This is a genomic window from Winogradskyella sp., assembly GCF_016744625.1.
Taxonomy (GTDB): Bacteria; Bacteroidota; Bacteroidia; order Flavobacteriales; family Flavobacteriaceae; genus Winogradskyella.
Map to the genome: position 1 here is coordinate 77,625 of NZ_JADGDZ010000004.1, position 17,380 is coordinate 95,004.

The following is a 17,380-nucleotide window of genomic DNA, read 5'->3' on the forward strand; positions in this document are numbered from 1 at the left end:
ATTTGGAAGAAATTATTTATGTTTTAGAGGTAAATAAATCACTTTTTTAGTTTCAAAAAATTCCTCTTCAAAATAATCTGAAAGAAGAAAAGCTTTAACGTTAGTATATTGTTTTAACTCTTCAGTTAAGTCACCTCCCTTAAGGTAGAGGATACCATTTTTTATATCGTTCTTTTGATGCTTTGCAATCTTTCCTTTAACCCATTTGGTAAACTCAGGCATTGCAGTTACTGCTCTACTTACTATAAAATCAAAAGTTTCATCAATAGCTTCTACTCTACTATGTGTTGTTTTAACATTAGTTAACTCTATAGCTTCAGAAACTGCATTAATCACTTTTAGTTTTTTATTAATACTGTCTACCAAATGAAATTTGCAGTTTGGAAACAATATTGCCAAAGGCACACCAGGAAAACCACCACCAGTACCTACATCTAAAATTGAAGAATTATCTTTAAACTGAATCACCTTGGCAATTGCTAAGGAATGCAGTACATGCCTTAGATATAACTCATCAATATCCTTGCGAGACACCACGTTTATCTTAGCATTCCAGTCTTTATACAAACCTTCTAAAGCTTCAAATTGATTAATTTGTGTTTCGGTTAAATCTGGGAAATATTTTAGGATTAACTCCATAACTTTATTTTTTTCAAAAATACTCAATTATAATGTGTATAAATTATTGTATTCTCATATGCTCAATTTTAATTATTAACTATCTTTGACCAGTTATAATGTATTTTAATCCCTTACGTTATATCTTAAAAACTAAGATTAATGGCACAACAAACCTTAAAATTCTCAAGAACAGATTCCGCTAAGTTCTTCAAAACCTTAAACAAACGGGTTAACAATTACTTCAAAGAAAATAATATTAAAAAAACAGGAAACTGGAAACTTTATACAAAAGCTATAATAATGTTTGCATTATTACTAGGACCATTAGTATTATTATTAACAGTTGATTTACCAACTTGGCTACAGATTATATCTATGATGGTTATTGGTGTTGGTATGGCTGGTGTAGGAATGAATGTTATGCACGATGCAAACCATGGCTCTTTTTCTAGTAAAAAATGGGTAAATAAGTTAATGGGAAGCAGCATACACATTTTAGCTGGTAACGATTACAACTGGAAAGTACAACACAATGTGTTACACCACACCTATACTAACATTCAAGGACATGATGAAGATATTGATGCTGGAAGAATTATTCGTTTTTCTAAACATTCTAAATGGCTAAAAATCCATCAATATCAAAAATATTATGCCTTTTTATTATATGGCTTATTAACTGTTAATTGGGCAATTACAACAGATTTTAAGCAAACATACCAATACCTTAAAAGAAAATTGTCTTATGGCGATTTCCCAAATCCTGCTACACAATGGACGAAGTTAATTGTTGGTAAGATAATATACTATTCTATTTGGGTGGCCTTACCTATGATTCTAGGTTATGCTTGGTGGCAAGTTTTAATCGGGTTTCTAATTATGCATTATACAGCAGGAATTATTCTAAGTGTGGTTTTTCAATTAGCACATGTAATGCCAAATACTGAAATGCCTTTACCAGACGAAGATGGAAATATGAAAAACACATGGGCAATTCACCAACTATTTACGACTTCTAATTTTTCTCCTAAAAGCTGGATGGTAGAGTTTTATACTGGAGGTTTAAATAGACAAGTTGAACATCATTTATTTTCAAATATAAGTCATGTTCATTATAAAAATATCGCAAAAATAGTTAGAGAAACTGCCCATGAATTTAGTTTACCTTATAACGAATACAATTCTATTTGGACCGCTATTTCGGAACATTATCAGCAATTAAAAGAATTAGGTAAAAAACCAAGCATGGCTTAATACAATTCGCAGATTAAAACAACTAATTACAATGAACCAACTTTCAGATAGAATTAACAATCTATCGACTTCAGCAACCCTTGCTATGGCAGCAAAAGCTCGAGAATTAAGAGCAGAGGGAAAAGACATTATCGGATTGAGTTTAGGAGAGCCAGATTTTAACACTCCAGATTTTATTAAAAATGCAGCCATAGAAGCTGTAAATCAAAACTACAATAGCTACACACCAGTTGATGGTTATGTAGAGTTAAAAGAGGCTATTATCACTAAATTTAAACGTGATAATAATCTTAATTTCACCTTACCGCAAATTGTGGTTTCTACAGGAGCAAAGCAAGCTTTATTCAACATTGCTGCAGTAATGTTAAATGAAGGAGATGAAGTTATTTTACCTTGTCCTTATTGGGTAAGTTACGCTGATATTGTAAAGCTTAATGATGGTGTACCAGTAGAAGTTGAAACTTCTATTGAGAACGATTTTAAAATGACCGCAGCACAGCTCGAAGCTGCTATTACTCCAAAAACAAAAATGATTTGGTATAGCTCTCCTTGTAACCCAAGTGGATCTGTTTATAGCAAAGATGAACTGAGAGCATTGGCAGATGTTTTACAAAAATATCCTAATATATTTGTAGTCTCTGATGAAATTTACGAACATATCAACTTTATAGGTGGTCATTATAGTATGGCTGAGTTTTATGATATGTACGACAGAACGATTACAGTAAATGGAGTATCGAAAGCCTTTGCAATGACTGGCTGGAGAATTGGATACATTGGCGCACCAGACTGGATTGCAAGAGCTTGTAATAAAATGCAAGGCCAAGTTACAAGTGGTGCAAATTGTATTGGACAACGTGCTGTAATTACGGCATTAGAAGCACCAGCATCTAGTGTACAATATATGGTAGATGAATTTAAAGTACGGCGTAAACTTATTTTAAATTTAATAAGTGAGATAGATGGTTTTAAAGCTAATGAACCAGAAGGAGCATTTTATGTATTTCCTGATGTATCAGCATATTTCGGAAAGACCATAAAAGGCAAAACCATTAATAATGCTACAGATATGTCTTTATTCTTGTTAGAAGAAGCTTTAGTAGCTACTGTAACTGGTGAAGCATTCGGGAATCCTAATTGTATCCGAATTTCTTATGCGGCATCACAAGACAATATTAAAGAAGCAATTAAACGTATTAAAGAAGCGTTAAGCTAATATAATACATCAATCGTCTTTTTAAAGAAAAGCTATAACGTGATTATTCCGTTATAGCTTTTTTATTATAATGCAAAAAGCACCCAAACCAATGTGATAAATATTATTAAAGTTAATCCTATGATCTTTACCCAAAGGATTCGATTTTCTTTTTTAAGTCTTCTTCTAATCTCTCTCAATTGCTTAGGAGTAGCTTTTGGTAAATTATATTCCGTTTTATTGTTTTTACCATAACCTCCTAGTGTCTTTTTAAACTTAGTACGTTTACCCATCATTCTTTCATTATTCTTCAATATTGTAATCATCGTTTGAGCTCCCACAATTTCTGAGTTTTAAAAGTTAAGTAAAGGCAATAGTATACAGTATTAACATAGAATACAATATGCTATTAATAAGAATAAAAGACACTTAAAAAAAAGTGTCAGTTAAAGATCAAAAAAGTAAATAGTCTGTACTATTTAGAATAAAGCGACTAAAGCTATGGCAAATACTGATAATTTTAAGATTACAGCGGTATGATTTACCATGTTTAGTTGAGAAGATTTTAGACGTTGTCTAATTCCGAATACTGATTTTGTAGTTGATTTGCTAAAGTTCTTCTTCACAACTGATTTGTAATTAGAATTTAACAATCCGTTGGTTGTAAAATGAGTTCCCTTAATGGGTTCTGGTACAAATTCTAATTCATGATTTACAGCTAATTCCATAATTGATATTTTTAATTGGTTACATAAATATGACGCACAACTATTAAAAATGTTACAGCCTGTGTTACAACTATAGCTTTATATTAAGCATATCAATTCGAAAAACAATCAATAAAAATATAGGCTAGCTATGTTTTAAAAAATCTTAAAAAAAAGTTGAAAATTTATTGATTTCTTCCAAAAATAAGATTAAATCCTAGTTGTAAATCACCTATTTCTCCAGAAAAAAGGCGTCAATAATATAAGAATTGTGAATAATTCTAAACGTCCAAGAAGCATTAAAAATGAAGCCCACCACTTTCCTAAAGCAGGTAACGCAGAATAATTGTTAACAGGTCCAAAATCACCTAAGGCTGGTCCAACATTACCCAAACTAGAAGCTGATAGACCAATTGCAGATGTAAAATCTATTTGAAACATTGAAAAGACCAATGCTCCAACTATAAAGGACAACATGTAAAGGATAAAAAAGCCCAAAATATTAAATACAATATCTTTAGATACAGATTTAGTGTTATAGCGTACAGGTAAGATTGCATTAGGATGTAAAGCTCGTTTAAATTCTATAAAACCATTTTTTATCAAAATTAATTGGCGTACCACTTTTACTCCACCAGCTGTACTACCAGCAGAACCACCTAAGAACATTAAACCAAAAAAGAACACCGTTAAAAATGGCGTCCACATGGTATAATCTGCAGTAACAAATCCAGTAGTAGTAATAATTGCCAAAACTTGAAATAAGCCATGTCTAATAGCACTCTCTACTTCTCCTAACACCATAGGATGGTCTATGGAAGATAGTGATACATCTGCTCTAAAATAAATTAAAAGTGCCGCAACTATTGTAAAAACAGCAATGAACTTAAAATAAAGTTTAAACTCTTCGTCTTGTATGATTTTTGAAACTTTTCCTTTAAACATAAAGTAACTCAAGACAAAATTAGTCCCAGCTAAAAACATAAAAAACATGATGATATATTGTATAGCAGGATTATCATTCCAATGAGCTATACTTGCATTTTTTGTAGAGAATCCACCTGTAGACAACGTACTCAACGCATGGTTTATGGCATCAAAAAACGACATTCCAGCAACTTGTAAAAGAATTGTTTCTGCTGCTGTATAACCAACATAGATTAACCATAAACGTTTAGCTGTATCTGTAATTCTAGGATGTAATTTATCGCCACCTGGACCAGGCGCCTCTGCAGCAAATAACTGCATTCCACCGACTCCAAGTAAAGGTAAAATAGCAATGGCCAATACAATGATTCCCATACCACCAATCCAATGGGTTGTACTTCTCCAAAACAAAACACCTTTGGGCACTACTTCTATATCATTTAGAATACTAGCACCTGTAGTGGTATAACCAGACATGGTTTCAAAAAAAGCATCTGTAAATGACGGAATAGCTTCTGTAACCAAATATGGCAATGTTCCTGTTAAAGACATCACTATCCAACCAAAAGCTACAACAATATAACCTTCGCGTTTATTCATTTCTTTGCGATGGTTTTTCGTACCAATCATGGCAAAAGAGCCAATTAGTAAAGTTGCTAAACCAGCAAGAAATAATTGGAAGGTAACACCATCTTTATAGATGAAGCTTATTAATGTGGCAATCATCATAAAACCACCATTAAACAATAATAGCAATCCAAAAAAATGGAAAATGATTTTATAATTAAGCTTAATACGAGACATAGCTTATGAGAAAAAAGTTTCTACTTCAGAAATGGATCGTGGTAAACAACATACAACAACCCTATCTCCTGATTCAATTTTAAAACTTCCTAAAGGAATTAACCCATTACCATCTCTAATAACTCCGCCAAAAATAGCTGATCTAGGGAAATTTAAATCCTTTATGAGTTTATTAGTGATTTTAGAATCTGGCTTCACCACGAATTCTAAAAGTTCAGCATTCATATTTGTTAGTTTGGTCATAGCTACAACCTCGCCTTTTCTTATGTATCTAAATATATTGTTTGCTGCTAATAATTTTTTATTGATTAGAGTATCTATACCAATAGAGTGAGACAATTGGTAATAATCCATGTTTTCAACTAAAGCGATGGTTTTCTTTACTCCTTTAGACTTTGCTAAAAGACAAGACATAATATTAGTTTCAGAATTACCAGTTACTGAAATAAAAGCATCCATTTCAGAAATATTTTCTTCTTCTAAAATCTCAACATTTCTACCATCACCACAAATAATTAAAGCATTCGGTAAATCTTCGGCTAAATCTTCGGCTACGGTTTTTTTACTTTCTACAAGTTTTACATTGAACTTACTTGCACAAAGGTCTTTTGCTGTTTTATAACCTATTTGACTTCCGCCAAGAATCATTACATTCTTAATATCTACCTTAACTTTTCCTGATAATTCAAATAATTCATCATCACCTCCTTTAGAAGTAATAAAAACCACTTTATCACCTTCTTTAAAAATAGTATCTCCTCTAGGTATGATCGTATATTGAGTTCCATAACGCTGAATTACGATAGGAATAAAGTGTAACTCAGAATATAATTCAGCTGCTTCTTTTACGGTTTTACCAACAAATGTTGCAGTCCTAGATAAACGCAAACCTTGCATGGTAAGTGCTCCACCTTCAAACTCATAAGTATCATTAAACCCATACTGATTTAATAAAAGTTCTATTTCTGAAGCCGCTAAAGACTCTGGTGAAATTAATTCGTCGATTCCAAATTTCGAAAACCCAACGGTTTCTTTATTATCTATAAATTCTGTATTAGAAATACGCGCAATTGTTCGTTTTGCGCCAAGTTGTTTAGCTATAACGCTAGCTGTTATATTTATACTCTCTGAAGATGTAACAGCAATAAAAAGCTCTGCTTTTTCTATACGAGCTTCTCTTAGGATAGCAATTGAAGTAGCGTCACCTTTTATGGTCTTTATATCTAAATGCTCTCCTGCGTAGGACAAGCTATCTTTTTTTGTATCTATAAGTGTTATCTCTTGCGACTCGTAGGATAATAATTTTGCTAAATGAAATCCTACCTCTCCTGCACCTGCGATAATTATCTTCATTATTATTTATTAAAATAAACATGCAAATATACTAAGAAGTTGCAAGTTAATAAGTACCTAAAGTATTTAAAGTTATAAGTACTATAGAACTTATCCATATATTTGCAAAAATTTTTTGATGGCTAAAAAAGTAAATCCATATAAAGATAGTGACCAATCTAAAAAGGTTCAGGTTACAAAAATGTTTGACACCATATCTAAGGAATATGATGGATTAAACAGAGTCATCTCTTTTGGTATTGATGTAAAGTGGCGAAATAAAGTGGTAAAACTGGTTGCCAATAAAAATCCAAAAAACATCTTAGACATTGCAACTGGAACAGGTGATTTAGCAATTAGTCTAACATCTACAAATGCTAAAGAAATTATTGGGTTAGATATTAGTGATGGCATGTTAGAAGTTGGTCGTCAGAAAATAAGTTCTAAGAAATTGGAGGATATTATCTCAATGGTTGTTGGTGATTCTGAAGATTTACCATTTGAAGACAATACCTTTGATGCTATTACTGTTGCTTTTGGAGTTCGTAATTTTGAGAATTTAGAAAAAGGGCTTTCTGAAATTCTGAGAGTTTTAAAACCTAATGGAATTTTTGTTATTTTAGAGACTTCTGTGCCTACAAATCCGATTTACAAAGCTGGATACAACATACACACTAAACTAATTATGCCTACAATAGGAAAACTATTTTCTAAAGATAAAGTCGCTTATACTTATTTAAGCGAATCTGCTTCTGTTTTTCCTTATGGAGAAGCTTTGAACAATATTTTAAGAAAAATTGGGTTTATTAGTGTCGAAGACAAACCACAAACAATGGGTGTGGCAACAATTTATACAGCATCTAAAGCATAATATGAAGAAAATAATAATTTTCATAGCATTTTTAGTAGCGTTTCAAAGCGCATCAGCTCAGCTATTCACTAAAGAGAAAGTAGCTAATAACATTGATAATATTGATCAAAAGTTTTTGTCTTGGGGTTATTTTTTAGGTTTTAATCAATATGATTTCAAATTTAACTATAACGAAGATTTAGAAGACATTCTCGTAGATAAAGATGTTTTTGGTTTTCATCTTGGTCTTGTTGGAGATATGCGAATTAATGATTACTTAAATCTTAGATTAGAGCCAGGAGTATTCTTTGCCACTAGAAACTTAAACTATAACGAAAGTTATTTTGATGGTATGGAATTTAATGACTCTGATTTACTTAGAGAAGTTAAGTCTACCTATATCCATATACCACTTTTATTAAAAGTATCAACTAAACGTATTAATAATTTTAAACCCTTTATTATTGGTGGTATTTCTACAGCGTTAAATCTTTCTAGTAATGAAGAGAACCCAGATGATAATAGTGCTGGCCAATTTAGAATGACAAAAAACACGCTTTTTTACGAGATTGGTTTTGGTGTAGATTTGTACTTACTCTACTTTAAATTCACTCCTTCTATTCGCGGTATTTTTGCTATGAATGATGAAATCGTTAGAGATGCAGATCCAAATAGTCCATGGACAGGAAATGTTGCTAAAATGCAAACTAGAGGTATCTTTATCAATTTTACTTTCCAATAGATTGTCGCCTAAATTCGCTCAAAACTATTGCTGTAGCATTAGCGACATTCAGGCTTTCTGTAGACTTAGTATTACCAAATTGAGGAATGGTAACCTTTCGTTTTACTTTAGACTCAATAACGTTAGAAATCCCGTTGGCCTCATTTCCTAAAATCACAATACCTTCATTAGGTAAATCTGTAGTATAAATATTTTCACCATTCATAAATGCACCAAATACTTCAGTTATACTAGATTCTAAATAAGTTTCTAAATTTAAATAACTCACATTAACACGTGTTAAAGAACCCATTGTTGCTTGTATAACCTTAGTATTATAACAATCAACTGTATTTAAACTACAAACCAAATCTTTGACACCATACCAATCGCAAAGACGAATTATAGTCCCTAAATTACCCGGATCTCTAATAGCATCTAAGGCAATAATTAAACCTATTCCTGAGGGATCCTGTTGCTTTGGCATTTTAAAAACTGCCAAAGCTGTATTGGGATTTTTTAATGTCGAAATCTTCTTTAAGTCCACTTCAGAAATTTCTAAAATACGATTAGCTGGTACATCAAAAATAGATTTTGTTGTATATAAGGTTTCAAGTTCAAAATCTGAATTGAGAAATTCATTAATCCCTTTTATCCCTTCAACTATAAATAAGCCGAGTTGCTGTCTGTATTTTTTTTGACCTAAACTTTTAATTAACTTTATTTGATTCTTTGATAACATTAAAATGTCTTTACATTTGTTATTATTAATACAAAGTAAATCTTTTTTGGACTAATATTTGTATAGCTTAATCATTATCAAAAAAAACGATACAACTTTTGAGTTTGCTTCTTCGCATTTCAACATTAATTAAAGGCCACAAATCACTTTGTAATTATGGGCTGTTGGTTGTATTTGTTTTATCACTTAACTCTTGTAATGTAGTAAAACGTGTTAAAGAAGGTGAACACCTCATCACCGAAAACACAATAATAGAAGATGGTAAGAAAAACAATGAAGAACGTGTTAATAATATCGTTATTCAAAAGACTAATTCCGGAATGCGAGGTTTTTTGAGTCTTCCGCTTCGACTTCATGTTTATAACTTAGCACGACCAAATATAGATTCGATTATAGATGTAAACGTCTTAGCCGATTCTTTAAAAGTAAAACGAAAAACGGCTTTGCTTTCTAAAAAACAGTTTGATAAACAAATTGAATCTCAACGAAATTTTAATAGTTGGTTAAAACGTACAGGAGAAGCACCTGTAATTCTCAATGAAGATAAAACCATTAAAACTGCTACCAATCTACGGAAATACTATTATAGTAAAGGTTGGTTTAATAATGAAGTGAGCTATGAAATTGAAAAGGATAGTAATAAACGTGCCCAAGTGATATATAAAGTCACTAAAAAGAAGCCCTACACTTTAGATTCTATAACACCTATTATTAACAGTCCTGCGATAGATTCACTTTATGATACATTTAGCAAATCATCGTTATTAAAAAAAGGAGAACAATACGATGAGCAAAATTTCGAAAACGAACGCGAACGAATAAATACTTACTTGCGTAATGCTGGTTTCTATTATTTTGGGCAAGACTATATCCGTTTTGAAACAGATACTATTAATACCGACCACAAAATTAATACGGAATTAAGAATTTCTAATCGTACCATAAGAGGGGAAGATTCTACCACTACAATACCTTTTAAAATATATAAAATAAAGGAAGTCAATTTATTTACTGACGATAATTTTGAGAACCAATTCAAAGCTATTTCGGATACAACAACTTACAAAAATTTCAATCTTTACAGTAAAGAGAATTTGCGATTTAGACCTAAGGCACTTACTGATGCAGTTTTCATAAATAAAGGAGATACCTATAGTGATTTAGCCAGAAGTAGAACCTCGCGCTATCTTAACGATTTACAAATGTTTAGATATCCAAGAATAGAATATCTAGAAAATGAGGCTGACACTACACTCACAGCAAACATCTATCTAGAACCCAAGAAAAAATACGCCTTAAGCTTTGATCCAGAAATCAATCAGAGTAATATTCAAACCATTGGGTTTTCCTTTAGTACAGGTTTAAAAATCAGAAATGTTTTTAGAGGTGCAGAAACATTAGAAATTACAGGTATTGCAGCTATTGGATCTTCAGAAGGTAGAAATAAAGATGAAAGTGCCTTTTTTGATATTAATGAGTTTGGTGGAAATATTCGATTAACTCTTCCGCGCTTATTTACTCCTTTTAATACAGATAAGATTATTCCAAAATACATGTCGCCTAGTACTGCTATTAATCTATCAGCGACAAGTCAACAAAATATTGGATTAGATAAACAAACACTCTCTGGTATTGTAAGTTATAATTGGTTTCCTTCAAAGACAGTTACTAATAATTTAGAGCTTTTTAATGTTCAGTTTGTGAAGAACCTTAATACTAGTAATTATTTTGGAGTTTATAGTAATTCCTTTGGAAGATTAAATACCGTTGCTAGAGATCTTAATTATATTGATAGCGATGCTACTTTAGGGTTTCCAAATGAAGCCAATCAATTTATTAATGACGTTTTATCGGGTAACATAACATCTAGTGACGACGATTTTATAACCGTTAATAATATTGAAGAACGAAAACAACGTTTAACCGAAAATAATCTTATTTTTTCAACGAGTTTCGATTATAAAAAGGATAAACGCGTAAATATTTTTGATAATGACTTTTCTGTTTTTAAATGGAGAGTAGAATTAGCAGGGAATTTACTTTCAAATCTCTCTAGAGTTATAGGATCTCCTAAAAATGAAGATGGTAACTATGATGTCTTTGGGGTTACATTTTCGCAATATTTTAAAACTGAATTGGATTATATTAAGTATGTTGATTTAGGTAGAAATAACGTGTTTGCATTCAGAGCCTATTCTGGTATTGCAATTCCTTATGGAAACTCTAATAGCATTCCGTTTGCTGAGAGTTTCTTTGCTGGTGGACCAAATGATAACAGAGCGTGGACTGCCTATAATCTAGGACCAGGAAGCTCAAAAACTACTAACGAGTTTAATGAAGCTAACTTTAAAATTCATTTAAGCGCAGAACAGCGCTTTAGTCTATTTGGAGCTTTACGTGGTGCTCTATTTGTTGACGCAGGTAATATTTGGAATGTATTAGACAATGTAGAGGAAGAAGCGGCTACCTTTACTGATTTTAGCTCTTTAAAAGACATTGCGGTTGGATCTGGATTTGGTTTGCGTTACGACTTCGACTTTTTTGTATTACGCTTTGATATTGGCTTTAAAACTTACGATCCTTCACAAGACATAGGTAACCGTTGGTTTAAAAACTACAACTTTAGAAATGCCGTTTATAATATTGGTATTAACTATCCTTTTTAAAAGTCTTAATAAGCCTGTTTTAACTATAACGTTTTCGGTATTTTATAGTACCTCATCAGTAATAAATACTCAAAAATTACGTATTTTTGACTTCTAATTTTCAATCATAAATTATGAGTCATAATATTAAACCTGGAGTTGCTACAGGAAAAGAAGTTCAGAATATTTTCAATTACGCTAAAGAAAAAGGCTTTGCCTTACCAGCAGTAAATGTGATTGGTTCTAACACTATAAATGGTGTTTTAGAAACGGCTAAGGCATTAAATGCGCCAGTTATTATTCAGTTTTCGAATGGTGGAGCACAATTTAATGCAGGTAAAGGTTTAAGCAACGAAGGTCAGAAAGCAGCAATTGCTGGTTCTGTTGCTGGTGCAAAACATGTACATGAGATGGCAGAAGCTTATGGCGTACCTGTAATTTTACATACAGACCATTGTGCTAAAAAATTATTGCCTTGGATTGATGGTTTATTAGATGCTAGTGAACAACATTTTAAAGAAACAGGAAAGTCACTTTATAGTTCTCACATGATTGATTTATCTGAAGAACCAATCGAAGAGAACATAGAAATTTGTAAACAATACTTAACTCGTATGAGCAAAATGGGTATGACTTTAGAGATTGAACTTGGAATTACTGGTGGTGAGGAAGATGGTGTTGATAATACTGACGTTGATGATTCTAAATTATACACTCAGCCAGAAGAAGTAGCTTATGCATACGAAGAGTTAAGTAAAGTAAGTGATCAGTTTACTATTGCAGCAGCTTTTGGAAATGTACATGGTGTTTACAAACCCGGAAATGTAAAATTGACTCCAAAAATATTAAAGAATTCTCAAGAACATATTACCGAAAAATATGGTGTTGAGCATAATCATATTGATTTTGTATTCCATGGCGGATCTGGTTCTACTGTTGAAGAAATCAGAGAAGGTATTAGCTATGGAGTTATTAAAATGAACATCGATACAGACATGCAATATGCTTTTTTAAGTGGTGTTAGAGATTATGTACAAGATAAAAAAGACTATTTACAAGCTCAAATAGGTAATCCTGATGGTGACGATGTACCTAACAAGAAGTATTACGATCCACGTGTTTGGTTACGTAAAGGTGAAGATGCCTTTGTTGAAAGACTTAAAAAAGCTTTTGAAGACTTAAATAATGTAGATACATTATAATATTTATACAACTACTTTTAAAACCCATTAAAACTTAATATTAGAGTTTTAATGGGTTTTTATTTATATGAAAATTCTACTTTCTTATCCTTTTTTTCATTTTTAAGTTTAATAAATAAAGTAGTAATTTTATATGTTTTACATTTGCAACTAACTACTAACTAAAAATAACGGTTAGCCACATTTAATGTTTTAATCGCGAATCCAAAAATTATAATCTTATATGTCAGCTTGGTTTAAAAGAAAAGATAAAGGAATTCAAACCTCAACCGAGGAAAAGAAAGATACTCCCAAAGGGCTTTGGTACAAATCTCCAACAGGAAAAATAATTGACACCAAAGAACTAGAGCAAAATTTTTATGTGAGTCCGGAAGATGGTTATCACGTAAGAATTGGAAGTAAAGAATACTTTGAAATTCTATTTGACAATAATACATTTAAAGAGTTAGATGCCAATCTAACTTCAAAAGATCCACTCAAATTTGAAGACACAAAAAAATATCCAGACCGTTTAAAAGCTGCACAAGCAAAAACAAATCTAAAGGATGCTGTAAGAACAGCTATTGGTAAATCTAACGGAAAAGATTTAGTGATAGCTTGTATGGATTTTGGTTTTATAGGTGGCTCTATGGGTAGTGTTGTTGGAGAAAAAATCGCAAGAGCAGCAGATTATGCTTTAAAAAAGAAAACACCTTTTATGATTATTAGTAAGTCTGGTGGAGCACGTATGATGGAAGCTGCATTGTCTTTAATGCAATTAGCGAAGACTTCAGCAAAATTGGCGCAATTAGCAGATGCTGGTATTCCTTATATTTCTCTATGCACAGATCCAACAACAGGTGGTACAACAGCTTCATTTGCCATGTTAGGTGACATAAACATCTCAGAACCAGGAGCACTTATTGGCTTTGCTGGACCAAGGATTGTAAGAGATACTACTGGTAAGGAATTACCAGAAGGATTCCAAACTTCAGAATTCTTATTAGAACACGGGTTTTTGGATTTTATAACCCATCGTAAATATTTAAAGGATAAAGTAAACTTGTATATCGATTTGATTACAAACCAACCTTTAAGAGCATAAAAAAAAGCGAGCCATTTGGCTCGCTTTCTCCTCCAATCAACCTTAATTAAAACAACTAATTCAAGGTAATTTCAATTTCTTGTCCATTATTAAATGTAAATATGGCTTGGTTATCACATTCGCCTAGACCATAGTCAAAAACACCACCAAAGTTTGTACGTTGTACATCAAAACTTCCACTAACAAAATAAGCACAAATTACTTCTCTACGTAATGGTGTTAGCACTTCGTAAGTATGCGTATTTCCATTAACGAAAGTTGCTGTCCAATCTCCTGAAATTTCAAAAACATTATCGCTAAAAATACCACTACCAAAACCCTCAACCCATTCTCTAATTTTAGTTCCTTCTCTAGACGCTTGTACACCATTTGACCAAATAACTGTTATACTTAAATCGTGTGTAAACTGTGGGTTTCCATTTTCATTAGATAGTTCTTTAAGAATAGAACGACTACCAATGACATTTTTGGCATCAAAGTAAAAGTTAACCAAATTATAGTTAATCATAATTTGTTGTGCTTCAGAATCTCTGGTATAATCAAACACAATTTGCCCTTTTAACAAATGTCCTCGCACTATACAACCCTCTGACCCAAAATCTATAGTTACTTGTCTATAACCTTGTTGAGCAACAACAGTAATAGTAACACACTCTGGGATGTCTCTAGCTTGCGGATTTCTGTCTTCAATACCAGATTCCTCATCTTCATAGACCTCAATAATTATATCGCCTATAACATTATCAACCTGATCAATCTCGGCTGAGCGTTGCACCTCTAAAGTATCTTCTAATGGATTTTCTGTTTCTGTAGCTTCATCGTTGCTACTACAAGACGTAAAGATTAAACCTAAAACCACAAGGCTTAAAATTCCGTTTTTGAATGCTGTGAAATTTTTCATGATTACTTTTTTTTATATTGTTAATATACTGTTAAGACCAGCTAACAATAAAAAGGTTTAATCATTGAAAAAGGGATTTATGCTTTTTTGAGATAGATTACAAACTTCGTACCAACACCAACCTCACTGTTCACCTCTACTTTACCTCCTAGTGATTCGATATGATTTTTTGTTATAAAAAGACCTATCCCAATAGCATCTTTATTGTAATGAAAGGTTTTATACATCTGAAATATCTTATCTCCAAATTTCTCCATATCTATACCTAATCCATTATCTTTTATCTTAAAGATCACAAAATCATCCTGAACTTCAGAAGATAATTCAATGATTGGTATTCTTTCATCAGATTTATACTTTATGGCGTTGGTAAGAAAATTGAGCACAATACTATCGAGATAAGCCGGAATTGCTTTCACTTTAAGGTTTTCATCAATTTCATTATAAATAATAGCATTAGCATTTTGTGCTAAAGCAATAATATTATACATCGCCTTTTGTACGTAAGCATATAAATTTAACGCTTCCATTTCTGAAGGATCAATTTCCTTAATCTTAGCTACCTGTGTTAAATGTGATACGGTTTCTTGTAGATTCTCAACCGCTATTTTTAATAGCTTATAATTTTCGTTTTGGCATATATTTGAAAAATCTTCCTCTAAAAATTCAGTAATTGTAGCTAGGTTACCTGAGTGCGACCTTAAATTGTGCGTTACAATATCTGCAAATGATGTTAATCTTTCATTCTGCTCTATCGCAACGTTAAGCATAGTCTTTAACTTATCTTGGTTTTTTTGTCGGCTGGTAATATCCGTAAATTGCCATATCATGTGTGGTCTCCCTTCTTTAAAATAAACCAACGATACATATATTAACACCCAAATTATAGAACCATCTTTATGAAAATAGCGTTGCTTAACACGGTATTTATCGATTTTACCATGAATAAGATTTCCGTATTTTTCTTCATGCACACCAAGATCTTCAATAAACACAATATTGTCAATGTCCATATTAAACAGTTCTGACCTCGTATAACCAAATATATCGCAAACACTTTTATTAATCTTTAGCCAGTTCCCATCCATACTAACAACAGCTATTCCATTGTAAGTGTTGTTAAAGACACGATCTAAAACATCATAAGCATTTGAAAAATTTTGTTCTGTACGTATGGCTTTCATCCATTAAAGTTTAAAGGATTACATAGCAAAAGCTCTTAATTGGTCAAGGGGAGACTTAATTAAAACATTTAAATACTGATTAAAAGTTACAAAAAAAAAATCACAAATTGTAAAAAAACGCTATATTTGCCGCTTGAAAGAAAATCTTTCATTGTACATAAAAATCATTTACAATAATATTAGCATGTATTTAGATCCAAAAGAAAAAGAAGCCATCTTTAAGAAACACGGTAAAGATGCAAAAGACACAGGTTCTGCAGAAGGACAAATCGCATTGTTCACTTACAGAATTAATTACTTAACTGAACACTTAAAAAACAATCGTAAAGACTTTAACACTGAACGTTCGTTAGTGAAATTAGTAGGTAAAAGAAGAAGCTTACTAGATTACTTAACTAAGAAAGATGTTTTAAGATATCGTGCGATAGTAAAAGAATTAGGATTAAGAAAATAATCTCAATAAAAAGACCACGCCTAACAGCGTGGTTTTTTGATATATAATAACTCGATTTTTGGACGAGTATAAAAACCAAAAATTGAAGAAGCTTAATACAGTTTTTCATTGGTCTCGACTTTAACAGTCACACAACAACTACTACACAACAACACAGCGACCATTGTTTAACATTATTCTAACGCGCAATAATGCGTTAGAATTTAGAATTAAAAAATTTATGATTCCAAAGGTATTTAGAGAGGTCATTGACCTTGGTGATGGTAGAGAAATTTCTATCGAAACCGGAAAATTAGCAAAACAAGCGCATGGTAGCGTTGTGGTGCAATCAGGAAAATGTATGTTATTATGTACAGTAGTTTCCAATTACGAACAAAAAGATCTTGGTTTTCTGCCATTAACAGTAGATTACAGAGAAAAATTTGCTGCTGCAGGTCGTTATCCTGGTGGTTTCTTTAAAAGAGAAGCAAGACCAAGTGACGGTGAAGTCTTAACAATGCGTTTAGTTGACAGAGTTTTACGTCCATTATTCCCAAAAGATTATACCGCAGAAACACAAGTGATGATTCAATTAATGTCTCATGACGATGATGTTATGCCAGATGCAATGGCAGGATTAGCTGCTTCTGCTGCTATTCAATTATCAGATTTCCCTTTTGAATGTGCTATCTCTGAAGCTAGAGTTGGTCGTGTAAATGGTGAATTTGTAATCAACCCAACACGTGCTCAATTAGCAGAATCTGATTTAGATATGATG

The 17,380-nt window shown here is 32.1% G+C and carries 16 protein-coding genes and 1 pseudogene; 9 read left to right on the forward strand and 8 right to left on the reverse strand.

Features of this window, described 5'->3' with window-relative positions; genetic code table 11:
• Positions 1-12: 12 nt before the first annotated feature.
• Complete coding sequence (rsmG, locus tag QZZ53_RS01885) at positions 13-639, reverse strand: 16S rRNA (guanine(527)-N(7))-methyltransferase RsmG (protein WP_296380861.1); 627 nt, start codon at positions 637-639, stop codon at positions 13-15.
• A 141-nt stretch (positions 640-780) separates the two neighbouring features.
• On the opposite strand from rsmG, the gene QZZ53_RS01890 reads away from it, so the two are divergent.
• Together QZZ53_RS01890 and QZZ53_RS01895 are read left to right on the forward strand one after the other, a co-directional pair.
• The gene (locus tag QZZ53_RS01890) at positions 781-1,875 is read left to right on the forward strand and encodes an acyl-CoA desaturase (protein ID WP_296380862.1); all 1,095 of its coding nucleotides are present in this window, start codon (positions 781-783) and stop codon (positions 1,873-1,875) included.
• A 31-nt stretch (positions 1,876-1,906) separates the two neighbouring features.
• The gene (locus QZZ53_RS01895) at positions 1,907-3,091 is read left to right on the forward strand and encodes a pyridoxal phosphate-dependent aminotransferase (protein WP_296380864.1); all 1,185 of its coding nucleotides are present in this window, start codon (positions 1,907-1,909) and stop codon (positions 3,089-3,091) included.
• Positions 3,092-3,156: 65 nt separating this feature from the next.
• Here the strand turns inward: QZZ53_RS01895 and QZZ53_RS01900 are convergent, their stop codons facing one another.
• The 4 genes from QZZ53_RS01900 to trkA form a co-directional block, all read right to left on the reverse strand.
• Complete coding sequence (locus QZZ53_RS01900; protein ID WP_296380866.1) at positions 3,157-3,411, reverse strand: hypothetical protein; 255 nt, start codon at positions 3,409-3,411, stop codon at positions 3,157-3,159.
• A 138-nt stretch (positions 3,412-3,549) separates the two neighbouring features.
• Complete coding sequence (locus QZZ53_RS01905) at positions 3,550-3,798, reverse strand: hypothetical protein (RefSeq protein ID WP_296380867.1); 249 nt, start codon at positions 3,796-3,798, stop codon at positions 3,550-3,552.
• 207 nt (positions 3,799-4,005) lie between these two features.
• Positions 4,006-5,508, reverse strand: a complete 1,503-nt coding sequence (locus QZZ53_RS01910; protein WP_296380869.1) for a potassium transporter TrkG — start codon at positions 5,506-5,508, stop codon at positions 4,006-4,008.
• Between the two features lie 3 nt (positions 5,509-5,511).
• Positions 5,512-6,861, reverse strand: a complete 1,350-nt coding sequence (trkA, locus tag QZZ53_RS01915; protein ID WP_296380871.1) for a Trk system potassium transporter TrkA — start codon at positions 6,859-6,861, stop codon at positions 5,512-5,514.
• A 118-nt stretch (positions 6,862-6,979) separates the two neighbouring features.
• Between trkA and ubiE the strand changes: the two genes are divergently transcribed.
• Together ubiE and QZZ53_RS01925 are read left to right on the forward strand one after the other, a co-directional pair.
• Complete coding sequence (gene ubiE / locus QZZ53_RS01920) at positions 6,980-7,711, forward strand: bifunctional demethylmenaquinone methyltransferase/2-methoxy-6-polyprenyl-1,4-benzoquinol methylase UbiE (protein WP_296380873.1); 732 nt, start codon at positions 6,980-6,982, stop codon at positions 7,709-7,711.
• A gap of 1 nt (position 7,712) precedes the next feature.
• On the forward strand, positions 7,713-8,432 hold the full coding sequence (locus QZZ53_RS01925) for a porin family protein (protein ID WP_296380874.1): 720 nt from the start codon (positions 7,713-7,715) through the stop codon (positions 8,430-8,432).
• Here QZZ53_RS01925 and QZZ53_RS01930 read toward each other — a convergent pair.
• Positions 8,419-9,153: an RNA methyltransferase gene (locus QZZ53_RS01930; RefSeq protein WP_296380875.1), complete on the reverse strand. Its 735-nt coding sequence runs from the start codon at positions 9,151-9,153 to the stop codon at positions 8,419-8,421. The genes QZZ53_RS01925 and QZZ53_RS01930 overlap by 14 nt on opposite strands.
• Positions 9,154-9,251: 98 nt before the next feature.
• Between QZZ53_RS01930 and QZZ53_RS01935 the strand changes: the two genes are divergently transcribed.
• The 3 genes from QZZ53_RS01935 (at position 9,252) to accD (ending at position 14,084) form a co-directional block, all read left to right on the forward strand.
• Positions 9,252-11,819, forward strand: a complete 2,568-nt coding sequence (locus QZZ53_RS01935; RefSeq protein WP_296380877.1) for a BamA/TamA family outer membrane protein — start codon at positions 9,252-9,254, stop codon at positions 11,817-11,819.
• A gap of 113 nt (positions 11,820-11,932) precedes the next feature.
• A complete protein-coding gene (fbaA, locus tag QZZ53_RS01940) occupies positions 11,933-13,000 on the forward strand; it encodes a class II fructose-bisphosphate aldolase (RefSeq protein ID WP_296380879.1) in 1,068 nt (355 codons plus the stop codon).
• 223 nt (positions 13,001-13,223) lie between these two features.
• The gene (gene accD, locus QZZ53_RS01945) at positions 13,224-14,084 is read left to right on the forward strand and encodes an acetyl-CoA carboxylase, carboxyltransferase subunit beta (protein ID WP_296380881.1); all 861 of its coding nucleotides are present in this window, start codon (positions 13,224-13,226) and stop codon (positions 14,082-14,084) included.
• A 55-nt stretch (positions 14,085-14,139) separates the two neighbouring features.
• On the opposite strand, the gene QZZ53_RS01950 is transcribed toward accD, so the two are convergent.
• Both QZZ53_RS01950 and QZZ53_RS01955 read right to left on the reverse strand, forming a co-directional pair.
• The gene (locus tag QZZ53_RS01950) at positions 14,140-14,985 is read right to left on the reverse strand and encodes a hypothetical protein (RefSeq protein WP_296380883.1); all 846 of its coding nucleotides are present in this window, start codon (positions 14,983-14,985) and stop codon (positions 14,140-14,142) included.
• Between the two features lie 77 nt (positions 14,986-15,062).
• Entirely contained in the window at positions 15,063-16,169 is a 1,107-nt protein-coding gene (locus tag QZZ53_RS01955) for a sensor histidine kinase (RefSeq protein ID WP_296380886.1), read from the reverse strand.
• Positions 16,170-16,353: 184 nt separating this feature from the next.
• Between QZZ53_RS01955 and rpsO the strand changes: the two genes are divergently transcribed.
• Entirely contained in the window at positions 16,354-16,623 is a 270-nt protein-coding gene (rpsO, locus tag QZZ53_RS01960) for a 30S ribosomal protein S15 (protein ID WP_296380893.1), read from the forward strand.
• A 220-nt stretch (positions 16,624-16,843) separates the two neighbouring features.
• Positions 16,844-17,380, forward strand: a pseudogene (locus tag QZZ53_RS01965) (polyribonucleotide nucleotidyltransferase); the annotation flags it as partial.

Coding starts and splice junctions, on each gene's coding strand:
- rsmG (WP_296380861.1), bottom strand. CDS start 639: ATGGAGTTAATCCTAAAATATTTCCCAGATTTAACCGAAACACAAATT.
- QZZ53_RS01890 (WP_296380862.1), top strand. CDS start 781: ATGGCACAACAAACCTTAAAATTCTCAAGAACAGATTCCGCTAAGTTC.
- QZZ53_RS01895 (WP_296380864.1), top strand. CDS start 1,907: ATGAACCAACTTTCAGATAGAATTAACAATCTATCGACTTCAGCAACC.
- QZZ53_RS01905 (WP_296380867.1), bottom strand. CDS start 3,798: ATGGAATTAGCTGTAAATCATGAATTAGAATTTGTACCAGAACCCATT.
- QZZ53_RS01910 (WP_296380869.1), bottom strand. CDS start 5,508: ATGTCTCGTATTAAGCTTAATTATAAAATCATTTTCCATTTTTTTGGA.
- trkA (WP_296380871.1), bottom strand. CDS start 6,861: ATGAAGATAATTATCGCAGGTGCAGGAGAGGTAGGATTTCATTTAGCA.
- ubiE (WP_296380873.1), top strand. CDS start 6,980: ATGGCTAAAAAAGTAAATCCATATAAAGATAGTGACCAATCTAAAAAG.
- QZZ53_RS01925 (WP_296380874.1), top strand. CDS start 7,713: ATGAAGAAAATAATAATTTTCATAGCATTTTTAGTAGCGTTTCAAAGC.
- QZZ53_RS01930 (WP_296380875.1), bottom strand. CDS start 9,153: ATGTTATCAAAGAATCAAATAAAGTTAATTAAAAGTTTAGGTCAAAAA.
- fbaA (WP_296380879.1), top strand. CDS start 11,933: ATGAGTCATAATATTAAACCTGGAGTTGCTACAGGAAAAGAAGTTCAG.
- accD (WP_296380881.1), top strand. CDS start 13,224: ATGTCAGCTTGGTTTAAAAGAAAAGATAAAGGAATTCAAACCTCAACC.
- QZZ53_RS01950 (WP_296380883.1), bottom strand. CDS start 14,985: ATGAAAAATTTCACAGCATTCAAAAACGGAATTTTAAGCCTTGTGGTT.
- QZZ53_RS01955 (WP_296380886.1), bottom strand. CDS start 16,169: ATGAAAGCCATACGTACAGAACAAAATTTTTCAAATGCTTATGATGTT.
- rpsO (WP_296380893.1), top strand. CDS start 16,354: ATGTATTTAGATCCAAAAGAAAAAGAAGCCATCTTTAAGAAACACGGT.